The sequence below is a fragment of the Pseudomonas benzenivorans genome, assembly GCF_024397895.1.
Classification (GTDB): domain Bacteria; phylum Pseudomonadota; class Gammaproteobacteria; order Pseudomonadales; family Pseudomonadaceae; genus Aquipseudomonas; species Aquipseudomonas benzenivorans_A.
Map to the genome: position 1 here is coordinate 2,743,138 of NZ_CP073346.1, position 17,889 is coordinate 2,761,026.

At 63.0% G+C, this 17,889-nt stretch carries 13 protein-coding genes; 11 read left to right on the forward strand and 2 right to left on the reverse strand.

From position 1 onward, the window contains the following. The first annotated feature begins 63 nt into the window (after positions 1-63). From arsJ to KDW96_RS12870, 7 genes are all read left to right on the forward strand, one after another. Positions 64-1,284: an organoarsenical effux MFS transporter ArsJ gene (gene arsJ / locus KDW96_RS12840; protein ID WP_255836645.1), complete on the forward strand. Its 1,221-nt coding sequence runs from the start codon at positions 64-66 to the stop codon at positions 1,282-1,284. Between the two features lie 629 nt (positions 1,285-1,913). Beyond that, positions 1,914-2,855: a TRAP transporter substrate-binding protein gene (locus KDW96_RS12845; RefSeq protein ID WP_255836646.1), complete on the forward strand. Its 942-nt coding sequence runs from the start codon at positions 1,914-1,916 to the stop codon at positions 2,853-2,855. An 83-nt stretch (positions 2,856-2,938) separates the two neighbouring features. Then, positions 2,939-3,556, forward strand: coding sequence for a TRAP transporter small permease subunit (locus KDW96_RS12850; RefSeq protein ID WP_255836647.1), 618 nt, complete (start codon positions 2,939-2,941; stop codon positions 3,554-3,556). Then, positions 3,553-4,839 (forward strand): TRAP transporter large permease, encoded by a 1,287-nt coding sequence (locus KDW96_RS12855; protein ID WP_255836648.1) that lies wholly within the window; start codon positions 3,553-3,555, stop codon positions 4,837-4,839. Before KDW96_RS12850 ends, KDW96_RS12855 begins: the two co-directional genes overlap by 4 nt. Before the next feature lie 611 nt (positions 4,840-5,450). After that, positions 5,451-6,182 carry a hypothetical protein gene (locus KDW96_RS12860; RefSeq protein WP_255836649.1) on the forward strand — a complete coding sequence of 244 codons (732 nt, stop codon included), beginning with the start codon at positions 5,451-5,453 and terminating at the stop codon, positions 6,180-6,182. A 157-nt stretch (positions 6,183-6,339) separates the two neighbouring features. Next, a complete protein-coding gene (locus KDW96_RS12865; RefSeq protein ID WP_255836650.1) occupies positions 6,340-6,804 on the forward strand; it encodes a putative pterin-binding protein in 465 nt (154 codons plus the stop codon). Between the two features lie 50 nt (positions 6,805-6,854). Next, positions 6,855-8,843 carry a putative bifunctional diguanylate cyclase/phosphodiesterase gene (locus KDW96_RS12870; RefSeq protein ID WP_255836651.1) on the forward strand — a complete coding sequence of 663 codons (1,989 nt, stop codon included), beginning with the start codon at positions 6,855-6,857 and terminating at the stop codon, positions 8,841-8,843. Between the two features lie 345 nt (positions 8,844-9,188). Here the strand turns inward: KDW96_RS12870 and KDW96_RS12875 are convergent, their stop codons facing one another. Together KDW96_RS12875 and KDW96_RS12880 are read right to left on the reverse strand one after the other, a co-directional pair. Further along, positions 9,189-11,072 carry a methyl-accepting chemotaxis protein gene (locus tag KDW96_RS12875; RefSeq protein ID WP_255836652.1) on the reverse strand — a complete coding sequence of 628 codons (1,884 nt, stop codon included), beginning with the start codon at positions 11,070-11,072 and terminating at the stop codon, positions 9,189-9,191. A gap of 150 nt (positions 11,073-11,222) precedes the next feature. After that, entirely contained in the window at positions 11,223-12,443 is a 1,221-nt protein-coding gene (locus KDW96_RS12880) for an OprD family porin (protein WP_255836653.1), read from the reverse strand. Between the two features lie 281 nt (positions 12,444-12,724). On the opposite strand from KDW96_RS12880, the gene KDW96_RS12885 reads away from it, so the two are divergent. The 4 genes from KDW96_RS12885 (at position 12,725) to KDW96_RS12900 (ending at position 17,527) form a co-directional block, all read left to right on the forward strand. Next, complete coding sequence (locus KDW96_RS12885) at positions 12,725-13,669, forward strand: LysR family transcriptional regulator (protein ID WP_255836654.1); 945 nt, start codon at positions 12,725-12,727, stop codon at positions 13,667-13,669. Positions 13,670-14,095: 426 nt separating this feature from the next. Continuing rightward, a complete protein-coding gene (locus KDW96_RS12890) occupies positions 14,096-14,923 on the forward strand; it encodes an HTD2 family dehydratase (protein ID WP_255836655.1) in 828 nt (275 codons plus the stop codon). A gap of 80 nt (positions 14,924-15,003) precedes the next feature. Beyond that, positions 15,004-16,167, forward strand: coding sequence for an acyl-CoA dehydrogenase family protein (locus KDW96_RS12895; RefSeq protein WP_255836656.1), 1,164 nt, complete (start codon positions 15,004-15,006; stop codon positions 16,165-16,167). A 10-nt stretch (positions 16,168-16,177) separates the two neighbouring features. After that, positions 16,178-17,527 carry an MmgE/PrpD family protein gene (locus KDW96_RS12900; protein ID WP_255836657.1) on the forward strand — a complete coding sequence of 450 codons (1,350 nt, stop codon included), beginning with the start codon at positions 16,178-16,180 and terminating at the stop codon, positions 17,525-17,527. Positions 17,528-17,889: the final 362 nt, after the last annotated feature.

The following is a 17,889-nucleotide window of genomic DNA, read 5'->3' on the forward strand; positions in this document are numbered from 1 at the left end:
CCTGACTCGCGTGGAAAGTCGTTGCGCGAGTTCCCCCACTACCTCTGATTCCTGGGTTCATCCATGCATGCCTTGTCCCGCCTGGCCCCCGAGCTTCGCCAGTACCTGCTGGTGACCGGTAACTACTGGGCCTTCACCCTCACCGACGGCGCCCTGCGCATGCTGGTGGTGCTGCACTTCCATGCCTTGGGCTACACGCCGCTGCAGATCGCCGCGCTGTTCCTGTTCTACGAGATCTTCGGCGTCGTCACCAATCTGGTGGGCGGATACCTGGGCGCGCGCCTGGGCCTGAATCGCACCATGAACATCGGCCTCGGGATACAGGTTGTCGCGCTGCTCATGCTCACCGTGCCGGCCGCCTGGCTGACCCTTCCCTGGGTGATGGGCGCCCAGGCGCTGTCGGGCATCGCCAAGGACCTCAACAAGATGAGCGCCAAGAGTTCGATCAAACTCCTGGTGCCCGACAGCCAGCAGGGCACCCTGTACCGCTGGGTGGCGATCCTCACCGGCTCGAAGAATGCGCTGAAGGGCGTGGGCTTCTTTCTCGGCGGCGCCTTGCTGGCCCTATTGGGCTTCACCGGCGCGGTGCTCGCCATGGCGGCGATGCTGGCCGTGATCTGGCTCGGCAGTCTCATGCTGCTGAAGAAGGACCTGGGCAAGGCCAAGGCCAAGCCGAAATTCCGCGACATCCTCTCCAAGAGTCGGGCGATCAACAGCCTCTCGGCGGCGCGGCTGTTCCTCTTTGGCGCCCGCGACGTGTGGTTCGTGGTGGCCCTGCCGGTGTACCTGGCGACCACCTTCGGTTGGGACTTCTGGCAGGTCGGCGGTTTTCTCGCCCTGTGGATCATCGGCTATGGGCTGATCCAGTCGCTGGCCCCGGCCATCACCGGCAAGCGCCGCGGGCAGGTTCCGGACGGCCGCGCTGCCTTCTCCTGGGCCCTGGCCCTGGCCGGGCTGCCGGCCGCCATCGCCTTGGGCCTGGGCAGCGGCTGGCCGGCGCAGACGGTCCTGCTCGGCGGCCTGCTGCTGTTCGGCGCGCTGTTCGCGGTCAACTCCTCGCTGCACAGCTACCTGATCGTCTGCTACGCGCGCGAGGACGGGGTGTCGCTGGACGTCGGCTTCTACTACATGTCCAACGCCCTCGGCCGCCTGCTCGGCACCCTGCTCTCCGGCTGGGTCTACCAGGCCCATGGCCTGCCGGCCTGCCTGTGGGTCTCTTCTGCCTTCGTACTGTTGGCGGCACTGATCTCCATAGGGTTGCCACGTCACGCCGCGGATGCCTAGGGCGCTCCGCTGACCCTGCCGCTGAATGAGCAAAGGCCCAGGTTTTTACCTGGGCCTTTTGCTTTATGACGCCCTCGGCGATGGACCGCCTGCGCCTCTGGACTCCGGCGCGAGTAAGCCGGCCAGCCTCCGCCAGGAACAGGATTTTCCTATCTCCCGCGTTTGTTTTTATTAGTTGGACGCGCCAAGTCCTCGGCACAAGAATGCACAAAAGCCAGCTGCACGGGCATCTCCGAGCAGCGAGATGGGCAGGTGTCGTCCCAGGCCGACCCACTAACCCGGGTAAGCCAGAGCAAGGTTCGAACGACATCGGCGCAGGGCTTTTTATAGACAGCGATGCCGCTGCAAGCCTGAACCTGCGGATGCTCGAAGTATTCGCCAGGCACTGCAGAGGGTTTATCCGGATTCAGACTCAGAGCATGCCGTTGTTATCGAGAAGGTTTGATTACCACCAGAGCTAAACAGATGGGCGCTTCGAGGGAGGTGGGACTCGCTGCGCTGGCCTGACCCCTACTCACCGGATAGGACTGAATATGAAAACAATAATTGCTGCACTCGTCAGTACAATGATCATCGGTTCTGCAAGTGCAGAGGACCTTCCCAAAACCAAGTTGCAGGTGGTCGGCGGCGTGAGCAGCCTCACCGCCTACGCCGACTTCGAGAAGCCGTTCTGGAGCAACGAAATTCCAGCGGTCTCCAATGGCCAGATCAGCGCCGACATCAAGGGCTATAACGAGATGGGCCTGAAAGGTCCGGAAATGATGCGCCTGATGTCGCAAGGCGTGATCGAGTTCGGTACGGCCACGCTCGCCTACTTCGCCAGTGACAACCCGATCAACGAAGCCATCGACCTGGCTGGCTTGTCACCGGATGCCGATACCGCTCGCGCCGTGACGGATGCCTTTGCCCCCGTCTACGCCAAGCACTACAGCGGCGATTCCGGCATCAAGTTGCTGGGCATCTCGACCTACCCGGGCCAGGTGCTGTTCTGTAATGCCGATATTCAGGGACTGGCCGATATCAAGGGCAAGCGGGTGCGCACCAGCAGTCGCACTCAGGCGGACTTCATCGAGGCGCTGGGTGGCACCAGCGTAACCATGTCCTTTGGTGAAGTGGTGCCGGCCCTGCAGAACAACCTTGTCGATTGCGCCATCACCGGTTCGCTGTCGGGCTACTCGGCGAAGTGGTACGAAGTATCCACCCACCTGTATGCCCTGCCGATCAACTGGAACCAGCAGATCCACGCGGTCAACCAGAAGGCCTGGGACAAGCTCGATCCAAAGGTTCAAACCTTCCTGGAAGGCCGCATCACCAACCTGGTCGACAACATCTGGAGTGCCGCCGCACGTCAGACTCAAGAAGGCTACGACTGCAATACCGGCGCCGCGAGCTGCCCGTACCCGGACAAGGGCACCATGACCCTGGTACAGCCAAGCGAGGCGGACCGCCAGTTGCTGCTGGATATTCGTGAAGGTGTATTGAGCAAGTGGGCAGCGCGCTGCTCTGACCAGTGCGTGGCCGACTTCAATGCCACCGTGGGTAAGACGCTGAATCTCGCTGCCAACAAGTAAGTCCCAGTAAAGCCGTGCCGCGAGGCTTCCTCAGTGAAGCCTCGCTCAACTAAATACGGGGCGTTCAGCCCTCGGATACTGCCATGCTCTCCCGTAATTTAGCCTTTATCTCGCTCCTGATATCGAAGGCAACCATGCTGTCGCGTGCCGCCGTGTACTTTGGCGGCGGCTTGACGATCGCCAGCGTATTTCTGATTACCTACGATGTCAGTCTGCGCCGACTGTTCAGTATTACCGTCGGTGGCGCCGACGAATTGTCAGGCTATGCGTTCGCCATCAGCAGCAGCTGGGCCCTGGCGTTTACCGCATTGGAGCGTGCCAACGTTCGCGTGGACGTGCTCTATCAATACTTGCCGGTGCGTATCAGCGCACTGGTGGACTGGCTGGCGCTGGTCGCGCTCGGCGTATTTTCCGTCTTCCTCACCTACTACGCCTACGACGTCGTCATGAGTTCCTGGGTGCAGAGCTCCGCGGCCAATACCCCGTTGGCGACGCCGTTGTGGCTGCCCCAGGGTCTCTGGTTGGCGGGCCTGGTCTGGTTTTCGGTGGTCCTGGCCCTGATGCTCTTGCGGGCATCGATTGCACTGATCACCGGTGACGTCGAAGCCGTCAAACAGTTGTGCGGAGTCAAGTCGGCGAAGGAAGAGGCGGCGACTGAAGTTGCCATGGGCGAGCGCAATGTTCGGGGAGTAACCGTATGATTTCTGTCGCACTGATTGTTCTGCTCACGCTGATCGGTCTGAGCATTCCCATTGCCGCCGCCCTGGGCGTGCTGGGCCTGATTCTCGACCCGCTCTACTCCATGCTGCCGCTCACTCGGGCCATCGGCGAGCTGACCTGGAGTTCCAGCACCGAATTTCTGCTGGTGGCCATTCCACTGTTCATCATGCTCGGCGAAATCCTGTTGCGTGCCGGCTTTGCCGAGCGCATGTACAGCGCCATGAGCCTGTGGCTGTCCTGGCTGCCGGGTGGCTTGATGCACGCCAATATCGGCGCCTCGACGCTGTTTTCCGCCACGTCCGGTTCCAGCGTGGCGACGGCCGCCACCGTGGGCACGGTCGCGTTGCCGCAGATCAAGCGCTATGGCTACAACGAGCCGCTGTTTCTCGGCAGCATCGCCGCCGGCGGCACCCTGGGCATTCTGATTCCGCCGTCCATCAATCTGGTGATCTATGGCGTGCTGACCAACACCTCGGTGCCCAAACTGTATCTGGCGGGCATCGTGCCGGGCCTGTTGATGGCCGCAATGTTCATGCTGATGATCATCGTGTGCTGCATCGTCAAACCGAAATGGGGCGGGCAACGGATCCAGGCGAGCTGGTCGGAGCGCCTCGCCAAGTTGGTTGATCTGGCGCCGCCGCTGGGTATCTTCCTGCTGGTCGTGGGCTCGATCTACGCCGGCATCGCCACGCCAACCGAAGCCGCCGCCCTGGGCGTGGTCGGCGCCCTGGTACTGGCCGCCTGCTTCCGGACCCTGAGCATCAAGATGCTGCGTGAGGTGGTGGAGGGCACGATGCGGGCCAGTGCGATGATCATGATCATCGTCATCGGCGCGGCGTTTCTGAACTTCGTCATGTCGGCGACCGGGCTGACCAATGCCATAACCGATAGTATCGTCGGGCTCAACCTGTCGCCCATGCTGATGTTGCTGGTGGTGGTGGTCTTCTATGTCGTCCTGGGCTGCTTCATGGAAACCCTGTCGATGATGATCACCACCATTCCGATCGTCGCGCCGATCATGATCGCACTTGGCTTCGACCCGATCTGGCTGGGTGTGGTGATCATCGTCCTGGTCGAAACCGCACTGATCACCCCGCCGGTGGGGCTCAACTTGTTCGTCGTGCAAAGTCTGCGCAAAAGCGGCTCGATGCAGGCGGTATTTCTCGGCGGCATGCCCTTTGTCGTCGCGCTCTTCCTGATGGTGGCCTTGCTCGCGGCATTCCCGGGCCTGGCCCTGTGGATGCCATCGGCATTTTCCAACTAGCGCGCCTTGGGTGCCGAGCGGTGGCCCGTGTGCCACTGCTCGGCCAAGTGTCGGCAGGCGGTGCGCTGTGCGTGAGAACAGAGGGCGGCGATGGCGGGCAGGTGCCGGATAAGGACGGCACGGGTGGCGATCACCGAGGGTGGGTCATACAGGCGTTGTTGGCTGGATCGTCAGCGCGCGAGTAGGTGGCTATTGGCACTACTTGACCTTACCGCGGTGGCAAGCTTTATCGTGATGCGGTGCACAGTCCATGAGGAGTTGCGATGCTCGAGCTGACAACTCCAGCGAAAACCGGCAGCCACTTTGTCAGCGCTGCCTTATCGCCTGCAACGTTATCCGATCAACCTAGCCAGCAGCCGAAGAGTCGGTGGCGCGTGGCGTTACTGGCTCCATATAGCTCAGCTTCTATTGTCGATGCGGAGGGTCTAGCGGCCTTGGCGCCGTTCGGGAACTTATTGTTGCCATGACGAAGTTGCCATGTTCATGGAGCGTTCTGTCCGCTTTATTCCCTTGCCGGAACAGTGAATCGGCTGCTTGTGCGGGAGGGGCAAGCCCCTGTTCGACAGGGGCTGTTCTAACCCGGGTTAATGGGTTAATAGGGAGAAGGAAATATGGGTGCGCCCGAATATCTCCAGCCTCTCGCTGATACGGGCTTTTATCTGCGCCATCAGTTAATCCTGACGCGCGACGGCCAGCCGTTCGGCAGCGAGATCAGGATCGTCATGGAGCCTGGCGTTGGTCGGCTGTCCCCGAGCAAGTTAGCCTGCATCTATAGCGAGATGCAGATGCATATCCAGTTGACGGCCTTCTTGCGAAACGACCCTGTGCTGCAGTCACAGAGTGACGTCACGCGGCGATTCGTCTGTATTGCCCAGGCCGATTTGGCGGACCAGGCGTTGCACGAAGAGTTGATTCAGGGGGGCGAAACCCTGAGTCAGTATGGGCAGAGGCTGGTGGTCACCATGGATGACCCGCCGGATCCAGACGCCAGCCCGGAATGCAGAATTAAGATAATCAAGCATATCTATGCAATGAAAGAGCATGGAGTCGAACTGGCGCTGGATAACTACAATCCGCTCCAGGGTGGCGTTGACATCAATATAGATCCGGATTTATTTGATTATATAAGGGTGCCTGTTTGCCGGCTTGAACGGCTCTATGGTCTAAGTCGCCAGGTGGAACTATTGGCCCTGGTTCATGAGCGGATAACTGTGCTCAAGCAGTGTGGTCAGACTTCGATTATTGCCGACAATATAACGCATGCTGAAAACCAACTACTGGCCCGCTCCCTGCCCTTTGATTACTTTCAAGGCGACGGTCTTGTGCCCGGCGGAAATGGTTAACGCCGTGCTATTTAAAGGTGACTACGGTGGATGTTGCTGACCCTTGGTGGTTTGTGGCTGGCCAAGGTAAACATGGCCTCCACGACACCGTCCGACTCACAGAACAGATGACAGTATCGAAAGCGGAGTGATCGTGATAAATCTAAGTGTGCATACAGTGCTGCATGTTCTCCTGGCCCTGTTTCTCGCTGTCGTCACTCAGGTCTCGATCGCCCGGGACAATATCGTGCTGACGGTAACCGACCCCGGCGGAACCTCGGTCGACTACGACCTGGCCGCGCTCGAGGCCATGGACAGTAGGTATCTGCTCACCCACACCTCCTGGACCGACGGGCTGCAGCGCTTCACCGGCGTGCGCGCCAGTCAGTTGCTGGCGGCGCTCGAGAAGTCGGGTTCGACCGTGCGGGCGCGGGCGCTCAACGATTACGAAGTCCGCATGAGCGTGAAGGACCTGACCGACTATCCGGTAATCATCGCCTACAAACGCAATGGCGAGTACATGACCATCCGCGACAAGGGACCGCTGTGGATCATCTTCCCCCAGGATGACCACCCCGAGCTGATAGGCCTGGAAACCGACCAGAAGATGGTCTGGCAACTGCGCCGGTTGGTCGTCGAATAGTGGCCGGCGAACGGCGCCCCATGCTCAGGCACTGGTGGCAGCAAAGCGGGATGTGGCGTCTGGTGCTGGCCCTGGTGGTCTTCCTGACGTCGCTCTACCTCTCCTATCGCGACCTGGGCCAGGCCAACAACCTCGCCGGCTTGCGCATTGCTCACCATACGCACACCCTGTTCAAGACCTACGAGGACGTCGAGCGGCTGATGCGCAGCCTGCGCCACTACGCGATGGATGATCCGATCTATGGGGTCAACCTGGAGAGCGTGCAGTTGGACTATGAACTGCTGGTCAGCCGCCTGCCGGTGTTCTATGACGGCGAGGCGAATCGCGAGTTGTCGGAGTCTGCCGAGGTGCGGGCAGCGGTCGACAGTCTCGCGGTCATGCTCGACTCGATCGAGCCGCTGATCGCCAACCTCAAGCCCGACCGGTATGACCCCGCCTATGCCTACGTCCAGTCATTGCTGCGCACGCCGCGGGTCCGGTTCCTGGAGTTGACCAAGCAGTACATGATGAACGCGCAATTGCGCAACGAGCAGATTATCAAGCACCTTGACCACACCCGAAACGACTGGGTGATCGCCGCGCCGGCGGTCAGCGGCGTGATCCTGCTGCTGATGTTCTTCCTGCAGTTGCGACGGTCGAGGATCCTCGCCAAGACCCTCGAGGCGGAGTCGCACAAGCTCGCACACCTGGCCGCCCATGACCCTCTGACCGCATTGCCCAACCGGGCGCTGCTGCAGGACCGGCTGTCCCAGGCTATCCGCCGTGCCCGTCGCGCAGGCGGGCGTTTCGCCGTGATGTTCCTCGACCTGGACCGCTTCAAGGCGGTGAACGACAGCCTCGGTCATGCTGCCGGCGACGAACTGCTGAAAACGTTGGCCGAGCGACTCGGCGCCTGCGTGCGGGAGGACGACACCGTGGCGCGCATCAGCGGTGACGAGTTCGTCCTGTTGATCGAGAACATCGGCGACGACAACGATGTGCTCGACGGCGTCGCCAACCGGGTCGCGACGCAACTGCGCACGCCTTTCCTGCTCGCCGGGCAGGAGCTGCTGGTCACCGGCAGTATCGGCATCAGCCTGTATCCCGAGCATGGCGAGGAGGCGGAACTGCTGCTGCTCAATGCCGATGCCGCCATGTACAGCTCCAAGGCGAATGGGCGCAACAGCATCCACGCCTACCAGGCAGAGATGAACGTTGGCAGCGTGGCGCGGCTGGAGTTGAGCCGCGACCTGCACTTTGCCCTCGAGCGCGGGCAGCTGGTCCTGCATTACCAGCCCCTGGTTCGCCTCGCCACGGGCCAGATCTTCGGCGTCGAAGCCCTGCTGCGCTGGCAGCACCCGACCCGTGGCCTGCTGGGCCCCGACGAGTTCATTCCCCTGGCCGAAGAGAGCGGGCTGATCCTGCCTATCGGCGAGTGGGTGATCCGGGCCGCGTGCGCCCAGGCTATCGCCTGGCACCAGCAGGGCCTGCCGCTGCTGAAGATGGCGGTGAACCTGTCCGCGCTGCAGTTCCAGCAAGCGGACCTCGCCCAGCGGGTCGGCGCGACGCTGGAGGCCTCAGGCTTTCCGGCCGAGCTGCTGGAGCTGGAGCTGACCGAAACCCAGCTGATGCGCAACGTGGACCTGGCGATTGCCGCGACCCAGGCATTGCGCGAACTGGGTGTCGGCCTGGCGGTCGACGACTTCGGCACGGGCTATTGCTCGCTGATCTACCTGCAGCGCTTCCCGGTCAGCAAGCTCAAGCTCGATCGCAGTTTCGTCCAGGATGCGCTCAGCAAGCCGCGCTCCGCGGCCATTGCCCGCAGTGTCATCAGCCTGGGCCGGAGTCTGGGTCTCGAGGTGCTGGCCGAGGGCATAGAAACGCCGGAGCAGCTGGTGTTCCTGCGCGCTCATGGCTGTGGCTACGGCCAGGGCTATCTTTTCAGTCGACCGCTGGCGACCGACCAGATCGCCCAGTTGATCCAGGCAAACCTAGCCGCCGAGGCTGAGGTCGGTGAGATGCGCCGCTTCGCTCCCGGGGCGCTGTTACTGGGCGGCTGACCTAAGACTTCTTTGCTTGTCCAGGTGCTAGGAGGGGGAGGCGTTCGACTGGCATCTAGCGGGCTGGTAGATCACCGCGAAGCGATGCCGATTGCCCGGCTTGCGCCAAAGGGTGGTCTGAAAAAGCCCGTCCTTGAAGAGTGCAGTACAGGTCGGTGATTCTGTGGAGAACAGAGGTTTCAGCGTTCTCCCAAGGCCTGACTCGCCGCGCGGTACGGCAAGTCAGGTCTTGGGCAGAAGCTACTGTTTGGCGGGGAGGCGTTGCCCGGCTCTGGGGCGAACGATGCAGGCGCCGTACCTACGGCTGAGGCGCTCAGAGGCCGATGCCATGAGCGCCGGCTGAGCTCAGACGATGCGGAATTGCCGCGCGCTGCGGCTCAAGGCTTCCACCTGTGCCGACAGGCCCTGGGTGTGCTGGTCCAGTGTCAGGCGCAGGTCCTTGGTCCCACCTACGTGCATGTTGATTTCCTCCATCTTGTCGGCAATCTCCTCGGTGGTGCAGGAGATTTCCTCGATGGCGACCACCACCTGGTTCATTTCGGCGGTGAGCTGTTCCATCGAGCCGGAGATCTCCCCTATGGACTCGGCGACCTGGCCGGCGTGCTGTTCACTCTCCGCCGCCAGGGCCAGACCATCGGTCATCAGCTCGTCCATGCTCCTGGTCTGCTGTTTGAAGTCGGCGACGATACGAGCGATATCGGTGGTGGCCGAAACGGTCTTCTGGGCAAGCGTGCGCACCTCGTCGGCCACCACCGAGAAGCCGCGGCCGGCGTCCCCCGCGCGGGCCGCCTCGATCGCCGCATTCAGCGCGAGCAGGTTGGTCTGGTCGGCCAGGCTGTTGATCACATCGATGATGCCCGCCACCTTGCCACTGGAGTGATTGAGCTGTTCGACCTGTGCGTGGGTCGCCTGGATCAGCTTCGACAGACGGCCCATGTTTTCGACGCTGGCGCCGATGATCGCGGTGCCCTTGCGCGCGGAATCGTAAGCCGAATGAGTGGCCGTGCCGACGTCCGAGGTGCGCTGCGCCATCTCATTGATGGTCGCCGAGATTTGCTGGGACGCCGAGGCGGTCTGCTCGGTCTGCATTTCCACCTGGGTACTGTTCTCGCCGAGATGGCGCATGGCGTCGTTCAGGTAGCTGTGCAATTGACCCAGTTGCTGATTGGTGTCGACGACGTGGCCGACGATCTGGCCAATGCCGTGGATCATCCGGTTGGTCGCCTCGCCCAGCTGGTTGAACTCATCCTTCGGGTTGCGGCCTACCGGCATGCGACCGGTGAGGTCGCCGGAGGCGACCCGGGTAAGCAGCTGGGTCACCGTGCTCAGCTGGCTCAGCAGGGTCCGCGAGGCCTGGCTCAGGGTGATCAGCAGGAACAGGGCTACGCCGGTGAAGGTGATGCCCATCATCAGGCTGGAAGAGCTGCGCGCTTCCTGTGCCTGTCTTGCCGTACTGGCCAGCAGTCCATCCTTGAGCATGCTGTTCTGCTCATCGATATGCTGTTCAATCTGCTGTCCCAGCTGGTCGAGCTGCGCTTCGAGTTCGCCAATCTGCTGGATGAGGCTGCGGGCCTGGGCAAACGTCTGGGCGAATCGGCTGACCGCCTGACCGATCTGGTTGTCCTGCCAGTTCAGCTCCTGGATCTTGGCCTGCATTTTTTCAATGGCCGCCTCGGTCTTGCCTGCGTAGGTGCGGTCCGATGTCGCGAGGTAGTTGCGCTGGCCGCTCGAGGCTGAAGCGACGAAGGACTGGATCAGACCGATGCTGACCTCCTCCAGCGTCTCGGTGCTGGCTGACAGCTCCTGACGCAGACCGTCCGCAGGACTCAGTCCCAGTTGCTGGCGCAACGCCAACCAGTTTTTGTGCAGGCCGGTTTCCCTGTTGATGAGCTCCCGGACTTCCTGGGCGCTCCGGGTAATGCTGGTCTGCCCCAGGCCTTGGGCCTGAACCAGCAGCTGCTCCGCCAGTTGCTCCAGGCCGGCCAGTCGCTGCTCGAAGTCGGTGGCGCTGTCAGCCGTAAGCGCTTTGCGCATGGCGCTCTGCCTGAGCCAGCTGTTCATCAGGGCGAAAGAAGCACTGGCATAGCTGGTGGCCGTTTCTCGAGCGCGAAACGAGTCGCTCAATTGCTGGCTGGCCCAGAATGACGAGGCGGCCATCAGGGCCAGGCTCGCCAGGGCGATGGCGATCAGGATGTGGAACTTCTGTTTCCAGGATAGGAAGAGGTGCATGCTAACTCCTCACCGCACGAGTACGGGCGCCTGGGGCTGAAGAGTCGGCGGGCTTTAGGGGAGAGCGAGCGCCGAATCTTCAGTTCCATTGGCTGTCGGCAGAATGATTGGAAGGACCGGCGGCGCAGTCGCCGCCGGTCGTGGTGTGCCTTACCAGAGCGGCAGGGTGTAGCTCATGATCAAACGGGCTTCGTTGATGTCATCGCCAAAGGTGGTGCGCAAGGTCGAGTTGCGCAGCTTGATACCGAGGTTCTTCAGCGGGCCGTCCTGAATCACATAGCCGATGTCGGTGTTGCGCTCCCATTCCTTGCCGCTGTTGCTTGCGCCGACTCGAATATTGTCACCGGACAGGTAGCGGCTCATGAAGGTCAGGCCGGGGATGCCGATCGCGGCGAAGTTGTAGTCATAGCGTGCCTGCCAGGAGCGCTCGTTGGTGTTGCCGAAGTCGCTGATCTGCACGGAGTTGACGAGATAGGCATCGGTGCCGGCGATAGACGGGTAGGGGTCATCACCGTTCATGCGCTGGTAGCCTGCCCCGAAGGAGTGGCCGCCCAGGGTGTAGGTGAACATGGCGCCGAAGGCCCGGTTGTCGAGGTCGCGGAAGTTGCCGTCGTCCTGGCTCTTGGCGTAACGCAAGTCGGCCTTTAAGGATTGCCCTTCACCCAGGGGGCGTAGGTAGGTCAGGCCTGCGACGTACTGCGAATAGATATCTTCCAGTTGCCCGTAGTGGAGGCTGGCGGTGAGTTCAGGGGTCAGCTTGTAATCCGCGCCGGCGAAGGTGAAGGATTCACTGCTGCCGCCAATGCGCCTTACGCTCATCTCCGTGTAGTCGCTGGAGTTGAGTGCCTTGATACGGTTGAGTTGGCCGCCCTGCAGGGACAGATTCTCGATTTCCTGGACATTCAGCAGGCCGCCCTGGAACAAGCCTGGCAGCAGCCGCGCATCGGAGGCCTGGACTACCGGGTTGCGTACATGCAGGTCACCCAGCTTCAGCGTGCTGTTGGAGTACTTGATCTTGCCGGTCAGGCCCAGCTTTGAATATTCATCCTGCGAGCCGCCTGAGCCATCGGCCGGCAGCAGTCCGCTGCCGGCGGTGCCATCGCCGGAATCGAGCTTAAGCCCGAGCATGCCGATGGCATCGATACCGAAACCAACCGTGCCTTCGGTATAGCCGGACTCCATGCGCAGGATAAAACCTTGCGCCCATTCCTCGGCCTTGTCGCGGGAGTTGTCCTGGCGGAAGTCGCGATTGAAATAGAAATTGCGCAGCTCGAGGCTGCCTTTGCTGTCGCTGATGAAGTCGGCGTTGGCCAGTCCGGGAAGGCCGCTGCTGAGGATCAGCAGTGCAGCCATGCGATTGCGAGGTGTCATGCGGGGTACTCCTGGAAGCAAAAACGCGCGGCGGTGGTTCACCACTGTTTGGCAAGGCGCATTTTCTATGCCTGTTGTTTTTGTGGGCTTGCCCGTTCCCTCGCGCATTCTTGGAAGGGGACGGCGCGATCGTCTAACGATAAAAAACAGCCCCCCCCGATAAGAAAACGCTATGGCCCACGCCCCGGCACAGGCGCGTAGGTCTGTCTACTTCCCCGGTGTATGATCGGCTAGCCCTGCATTTTCGACTGGCCTGAATCACTGAGAGGTTCGATACGGCTGTGAACCTGAAATTTCTCGAAACCCTGGTGTGGGTGGCTCGCCTGAAGAGCTTTCGCCTGACCGCAGAAAAGATGTTCACCACCCAGGCATCTGTTTCCAGTCGAATCGCCGCGCTGGAAGACGAGCTGGGTACCCGGTTGTTTCTGCGGGATTCCAAGGGCGTATCGCTGACGCCGGCCGGACAGAAGGTGCTCGAATACGCCGAACACATGATCAACACCACGCAGGAGCTCAAGCAGTCGATCGGCGACAGTGGCAACGTCCAGCGCAGCATCCGCATCGGCGCCATCGATGTGGTCATCAACAGCTGGCTGAGTTCGTTTATCGCCAAGGTCATGGAGCGCTATCCGACACTGGAGATCGAACTGACGGTCGACACCACGCGCAACCTCAGCGATCAGCTGCAGAAGGGCTATCTGGATGTCAGCTTCCAGATCGACATGGTCCGCAGCGACAGCGTGCGCAACCTGGAGCTGGCGAACTTTCCCGTGCACTGGATAGTGCCGGCCGATTCGCTGTATCACCGCGGCTATGCATCGATCGCCGAACTGAGCAAGGAGCGCATCATCACCTTCTCGAAGAACTCCCGGCCGCACCTCGATACGCTCAGCCTGCTGCATGCGGCGAACGTCAGCGCGCCGCGGGTCAGTTGCGTGAGTTCCGTGGCGGCCATCACCCACCTGATTCGCACCGGCTTCGGCGTCGGCCTGCTGCCGGGTGCGGTGGTCTGCGAGGATTTGCGCCGCGGCGTGCTGGCGACCCTCGACGACCTGCCGCAGCCGCCGCCGCTTGGCCTGGTGGCGACCTGGCACACCGGGCCGGGCCTCGAGCTGAACGAGGACATGGTCGCGCTCGCCTGTGAGGCGCTCTGCGAATACGGTGCGCAGATGGGCGAAGGGATGATTTCCATCCTGGTGCCAGACCCGGATCAGGAGACCCCCTGAGTTCCGGCCTGCTCCAGGCCCTGTCGCGCGTACCCCTCTGACACCGGCGCAAGGCCGGTGCGTCCTGCTCCCGCTGGCGTCGCCCCTTGCGACCTGAGGCCCCGGGCAGCGACGCCTTCCCCCGTGCAACCTGAACCCTCACCCGCGCTTCTTCCCATGCCTCGAGAGTCGGAAGTCGGTCCATCGCCTGGGCCGCCAGCGGTGCCCAGCGCCTGTCGTCCGCATAGCCCTTTCCGCTGCGCCAGGCCCGTGGCGACGCGGCCTGGCGTCGGGGCCACAGGATTTTTCTATCTCCGGCGTACGCATTTATTAGTTGGACGGGCTCGCCGAGGCCACACAAAAATGTTGCCAAGTTAAGGGCATAGGCTTGATCGGCGCGGTGCGCACGACAGCCTGCACATCAGCATGTGATCGGAACCTAACGCCATGAGTGACCCCGCTTTCTCCGCCTGGATCGGCCGCGCCGAAGAGGCCCACGATCAACTCAGCCTCAACCTGGTCAAGCGCCTCGCCGCGACCCTCAGCGAGCCGGCGCCCGCGCTTGGCGAACCGCTGCCGCCGCTGTGGCACTGGGCGTTCTTTCAGGAGCCGGTCGAAGAGGCCGGCCTCGGCGAGGATGGCCATCCGGCACGTGGTGGCTTCCTGCCGCCGGCGGACAACCGCAATCGCATGTGGGCCGGCAGCCGGGTCGAGTTCATCGCCCCGCTCAGGGTCGGCCTCGAGGCGAGAAAAGTCTCGACCATCATCCACATCGACGAGAAGCGCGGGCGCACCGGCGCCCTGCTGTTCGTCACGCTGCGCCACGACTACCTGCAGGACGGCCATCTGGCGATTCGCGAGGAGCAGGATATCGTCTACCGCGAGCCGACGCCGCCGAAGCGCGGCAGCGGCGAGCCGCTGATGCCAGGTGACTGGCAGGAGGCGGTGACGCCCAGTGCGACCCTGCTGTTCCGCTACTCCGCGGTCACCTTCAACGCTCATCGCATCCACTACGACTGGCCCTACGCCACCGAGGCCGAAGGTTACCCCGGGCTGGTGGTTCAGGGGCCGCTGACCGCCACCCTGAACCTGCGTGCCTTCTGTCGCGCCAATCCCGAGGCGCGCCTGCGTCGCTTCGCCTTTCGCGGTCTGCGGCCTCTGATTGCGCCGCAGCCGTTCGAGGTCGGCGGACGCCGGGTGGACACCAACAGTGCCGAACTGTGGGCCGGCGACCAGGACGGCCTGGCCCAGCGCGGCGAGGTGCACTTCGACTGATTTCCGGTAGGCGCGGCATCCGTCCGCGCAACATCCATCGCAGGCAGGAGCCACTCCTGCACCGACTTGAGAGCCACGTGATGAACCCCAACCAAAACGAAGAACTGAATGCGATCCGCGAGGGCGTGCGTGCCCTCTGTGCCGAATTCGATGCGGCCTACTGGCGCAAGGTCGACGAGGAGAAGGGCTTTCCCGAAGCCTTCGTCGACGCGCTGACCCAGGCGGGCTGGCTGGCGGCGATGATTCCTACCGAGTACGGCGGCTCGGGCCTGGGCCTGGCGGAGGCTTCGGTGATTCTCGAGGAGGTCAACCGCTGCGGCGGCAACTCCGGCACCGTGCACGGGCAGATGTACAACATGTTCACCCTGCTGCGTCACGGCAGTGAAGCGCAGAAGCGTTACTACCTGCCGAAGATCGCCGCCGGCGAGTTGCGCCTGCAGTCCATGGGCGTGACGGAGCCGACCACCGGCACCGACACCACCAAGATCAAGACCACCGCGGTGAAGCGCGGCGACAAGTACGTGATCAACGGGCAGAAGGTGTGGATCTCGCGCATCCAGCATTCCGACCTGATGATCCTGCTGGCGCGTACCACGCCGCTGGCCGAGGTGAAGCGCAAGTCCGAGGGCATGTCGATCTTTCTGGTCGACCTGCGCGAGGCCATCGGCAACGGCATGACCGTGCAGCCGATTGCCAACATGGTCAACCACGAGACCAACGAGCTGTTCTTCGACAACCTGGAACTGCCGGCCGACAGCCTGATCGGCGAGGAGGGCAAGGGTTTCCGCTACATCCTCGACGGCCTCAATGCCGAGCGCACTTTGATCGCCGCCGAATGCATCGGCGATGGCCGCTGGTTCATCGACAAGGCCAGCCAGTATGCCCGCGACCGGGTGGTGTTCGGTCGGCCGATCGGTCAGAACCAGGGCGTGCAGTTTCCCATCGCCGAGGCGCATATCGAGATCGAGGCGGCCGACCTGATGCGCTGGCGTGCCTGCGAGGAATACGACGCCGGGCTTAACGCGGGGGCCAGTGCCAACATGGCCAAGTACCTAGCGGCCAAGGCCTCCTGGGAGGCCGCCAATGCCTGCCTGCAGACCCACGGTGGCTTCGGCTTTGCCTGCGAATACGATGTCGAGCGCAAGTTCCGCGAGACCCGCCTGTACCAGGTGGCGCCGATCTCCACCAACCTGATCCTGTCCTACGTGGCCGAGCACCTGCTCGAGCTGCCGCGTTCGTTCTGAGGCGCCGGGCATGAGCCACAACACCCGTACCCTGGCCGGCTTCCTCTCGGCCCTGCGTTACGACGACCTGCCTGAAGCGGTGATCTCGCGCTGCGAGGCGTTGTTCCTCGATTGGCTCGGTTGCGCCCTGGCCAGCAAGGGCATGCACCCGATTCCGCTGTTCGAGCGCTATGCCCGGCTCATGGGGCCAGCCGATGGGCGAAGCCAGATCCTGGCCAACGGCGAGCGCAGTTCGGCGTACTTCGCGGCCCTGGTCAACGGCGCCAGTTCGCACATGCTCGAGCAGGACGATGTGCACAACGGCGCGGTGCTGCATGCCGGTGCTGTGGTGTTTCCGGCCGTGGTCGCGGCGGCGCAGGACCTCGGCAAGTCGGGCAAGGAGCTGATTCTCGCCGCGGTCGCCGGCTACGAAGCGGGCATCCGTATTGGCGAGTTCCTCGGCCGTTCGCACTACCGCATCTACAACACCACGGCCACCGTCGGTACCCTGGCCGCCGCGGTGGCGGTCGGCAAGCTGCTGGGGTTCAACCAGGGGCAGTTCATTCACCTGCTCGGTAGCGCCGGCACTCAGGCCTCCGGTCTCTGGCAGTTCCTGCGTGACGCCGCCGACACCAAGCAGTTGCACATTGCCAAGGCGGCTGCCGATGGTCTGCTCGCCGCCTACCTGACCGCAGAAGGCCTGACGGCTGCGCAGAATATTCTCGAGGGCGAGCAGGGCATGGCCGTCGCCATGTCCCGGGACGCCGACCCGGATTGCCTGGTCGATGGTCTGGGCAGTCGCTGGACCCTGGCCGAGACCTCGTTCAAGTTCCACGCCTCCTGCCGGCATACCCATCCGGCGGCCGACGCCCTGCTGAGCCTGATGCAGCGCGAGGGGCTGAGCCATGAGCAGATAGCCGCCGTCACAGCCCGCGTCCATCAAGGCGCTATCGACCTGCTCAAGTGGGAGGCGCCGCAGAACCCCTACCAGGCCAAGTTCTCCATGGGCGCGGTGCTGGGACTCGTCGCCGTGCACGGTCAGGCCGGCGTCGCCGAGTTCGCGCAGCAGGCCTACAGCGACCCGCGGGTGGTGGACTTCGGGCGCAAGGTGCGCATGCGGCTGGATGCCGAGGTGGACGGCGCCTATCCCAAGCGCTGGCTGGGCAGGGTCGAGGTCGTCACGGTCGACGGTCGCCACTTGCTGGGCGCTATCGACGACGCCAAGGGCGACCCGGGAAACAGCCTCAGTCGCCAAGAGCTGGAGGACAAGTTCCGCCGCCTGGTGGCGTTCTCCGGGGCCGTCGGCGCCGACCAGGCCGGTGCGCTGATCGAGCGCGCCTGGCGACTGCGGGAGGCGCTCGCGGTCGACCCGTTGGTCTAAGCGGCTGGGCGGGTTGGTCGGCTATTGCGGTTGATCCCCCGAGGCGCTTGTGCACCACGTTTTCCGCGACAGCCCTGCCCCGCTCCAGGGGCGCTCCCGGAGCGGGGCGCCAAACCGAGCGGCCTGCCCTGTGTGGCCCCTAGGCAACGGGCGCTGAACGGTTAGGTCGCTGTTCAAGAGTTTGGTCGAGTGGATGGGTTGTTCTCTGCAACGCGTGTTCGACGGTGCCACGCCGCCGCCACGCGCAGGGACCGCCCACTCGACCATCAACCCACGGGCTTCGCGGTGGCTGCGAGCCTCGATCGGACGCAGGCGTTCGGCGAGTCACGGCGGTGGTGCGGCGCCCAACCCGCGCCTGACGG

Bases quoted from the DNA above. Each gene is read 5' to 3' on its own strand.
- KDW96_RS12895 (WP_255836656.1), top strand. From the start codon at position 15,004: ATGAACCCCAACCAAAACGAAGAACTGAATGCGATCCGCGAGGGCGTG.
- KDW96_RS12850 (WP_255836647.1), top strand. From the start codon at position 2,939: ATGCTCTCCCGTAATTTAGCCTTTATCTCGCTCCTGATATCGAAGGCA.
- KDW96_RS12890 (WP_255836655.1), top strand. From the start codon at position 14,096: ATGAGTGACCCCGCTTTCTCCGCCTGGATCGGCCGCGCCGAAGAGGCC.
- KDW96_RS12855 (WP_255836648.1), top strand. From the start codon at position 3,553: ATGATTTCTGTCGCACTGATTGTTCTGCTCACGCTGATCGGTCTGAGC.
- KDW96_RS12900 (WP_255836657.1), top strand. From the start codon at position 16,178: ATGAGCCACAACACCCGTACCCTGGCCGGCTTCCTCTCGGCCCTGCGT.
- KDW96_RS12860 (WP_255836649.1), top strand. From the start codon at position 5,451: ATGGGTGCGCCCGAATATCTCCAGCCTCTCGCTGATACGGGCTTTTAT.
- KDW96_RS12880 (WP_255836653.1), bottom strand. From the start codon at position 12,443: ATGACACCTCGCAATCGCATGGCTGCACTGCTGATCCTCAGCAGCGGC.
- arsJ (WP_255836645.1), top strand. From the start codon at position 64: ATGCATGCCTTGTCCCGCCTGGCCCCCGAGCTTCGCCAGTACCTGCTG.
- KDW96_RS12870 (WP_255836651.1), top strand. From the start codon at position 6,855: ATGTGGCGTCTGGTGCTGGCCCTGGTGGTCTTCCTGACGTCGCTCTAC.
- KDW96_RS12875 (WP_255836652.1), bottom strand. From the start codon at position 11,072: ATGCACCTCTTCCTATCCTGGAAACAGAAGTTCCACATCCTGATCGCC.